General features: G+C 66.6%; 1 protein-coding gene. It reads left to right on the top strand.

The window, feature by feature from the left end; translation table 11 throughout:
* Positions 1-202 precede the first annotated feature (202 nt).
* On the top strand, positions 203-1,432 hold the full coding sequence (locus tag AB1411_16975) for an IS256 family transposase (protein ID MEW6545284.1): 1,230 nt from the start codon (positions 203-205) through the stop codon (positions 1,430-1,432).
* Positions 1,433-1,706: the final 274 nt, after the last annotated feature.

Raw genomic sequence — 1,706 nt, 5'->3', positions numbered from 1 at the left:
CGGTCGAGTTGCTGGCGGTGATCCCCCGGAGGATGAGGTGGCCGCCTGAGATAGCATAACCTGTCCCTTGAATTGATATCTCAGAATAGAGTGGCGGGTTCGGGATAACGTCCTGAATAATGCGCACTTTGGGGGTAGTGGAATCAGCCCTGGCAGGAACTATGGTTGTCTTGACCGAACCGAGTGACACCAGGAGCCTGCCATGAACCCTGAACTGACGACTGCCCCGGAACCGTTCCGGGACGTGATCCGCATCGACGAGGGCCAGCTCAAAGCCCACCTCCATCAGGTGGTCCGCGACTCCGTGGAGCAGACCCTCAACGCCCTGCTCGACGCCGAGGCCGACGCCCTCTGCGGGGCCACACGCTACGAGCGCAGTCCGGAGCGGCTGGACACGCGCGCCGGGCACTACACCCGCCAACTGCACACCAAAGCGGGGCAGGTCGCCCTCCAGGTACCCCGCCTGCGGAAGTTGCCGTTCGAGACGCAGATCATCGAGCGCTACCAGCGCCGCGAGTCAAGCGTCGAGGAGGCGTTGATCGAGATGTACCTGGCCGGGGTGTCGGTGCGGCGGGTGGAGGACATCACCGAGGCCTTGTGGGGCACGCGCGTCAGCCCGAGCACGGTCAGCGAACTGAACCAGAAGATCTACGGCCACATCGAGGCCTGGCGGAACCGGCCCATCGAGGGGGAGCACGCCTACGTGTTCCTCGACGGCATCTGGCTGAAGCGGAACTGGGGCGGGGAGGTCAAGAACGTGGCCGTACTGGTGGCCATCGGCGTCAACGCCGACGGCTTCCGGGAGATGCTGGGTGTGATGGAGGGCGGCAAGGAGGACGCGGCGGCCTGGCTGACCTTCTTGAGGCACCTCAAGGCGCGCGGCCTGAAGGGCGTGCGGCTGGTGACCTCCGACAAGTGCCTGGGCCTGCTGGAGGCGCTGGGCGACTGCTTCCCGGAGGCCGCCTGGCAGCGCTGCGTCGTACATTTTTATCGGAACGTTTTCACGCTGGTGCCCTCGGGGAGGGTCAAGGAAGTGGCGGCGATGCTGAAGGCGATCCACGCCCAGGAGGACCAGGAGGCGGCCCGGCAGAAGGCAACCCAGGTGGCGGACAAGCTGGAGGCGCTGAAGCTGCCCAAGGCGGCCGCGTTGCTCCGTGAAGGCGTCGTGGAGACGTTGAGCTATATGGCGTTCCCGCGCGAACACTGGACACGGCTGCGGACGAACAACGCCCTGGAGCGGATCTTGCGGGAGGTGCGGCGGCGGACCCGTGTCGTGGGCAACTTCCCGGACGGGCAGTCGGCCTTGATGCTGGTGGCGGCGCGGCTGCGGCACATCGCGGGGACCAAGTGGGGGACGCGCCGCTACCTGGACATGAGCCGTCTGAAGGAGCCGGAAGCCGGGCCTGTAGTCGAGCCGGCCGCGGCGGTATAGCCGCGGTCGGCGGCGGGGGAACCCCCGCCACTTCTGCCAGGGCAGAAAGCTACGAACTCCAAATGTGCGCATCTTGACGGACGCTACCGGGTTCGGTGCGTGATAGTCGTTGAAGCTTTCATGGCGCACGGCCGCAACAGGGAAGACCAGCGTGGGTTGCGGAGCGCCGATCGGCGAGCCGCCGATCCAGTTGCTGGGGTTGGACCAGAGGGTGCTGACCGCCCCGGTCCAGGTGTGGACGGCGGGGGCCAGGCGGTCCTCGAGCGCTTCGCAG

The sequence above is a fragment of the Nitrospirota bacterium genome, from assembly GCA_040757595.1.
In the GTDB taxonomy this organism is placed as follows: domain Bacteria; phylum Nitrospirota; class Nitrospiria; order Nitrospirales; family Nitrospiraceae; genus JBFLWP01.
This window is presented reverse-complemented; position numbering and strand designations above follow the sequence as displayed.

Excerpts from the sequence above, each read along its gene's own strand:
- AB1411_16975 (MEW6545284.1), top strand. The coding sequence starts at position 203 with ATGAACCCTGAACTGACGACTGCCCCGGAACCGTTCCGGGACGTGATC.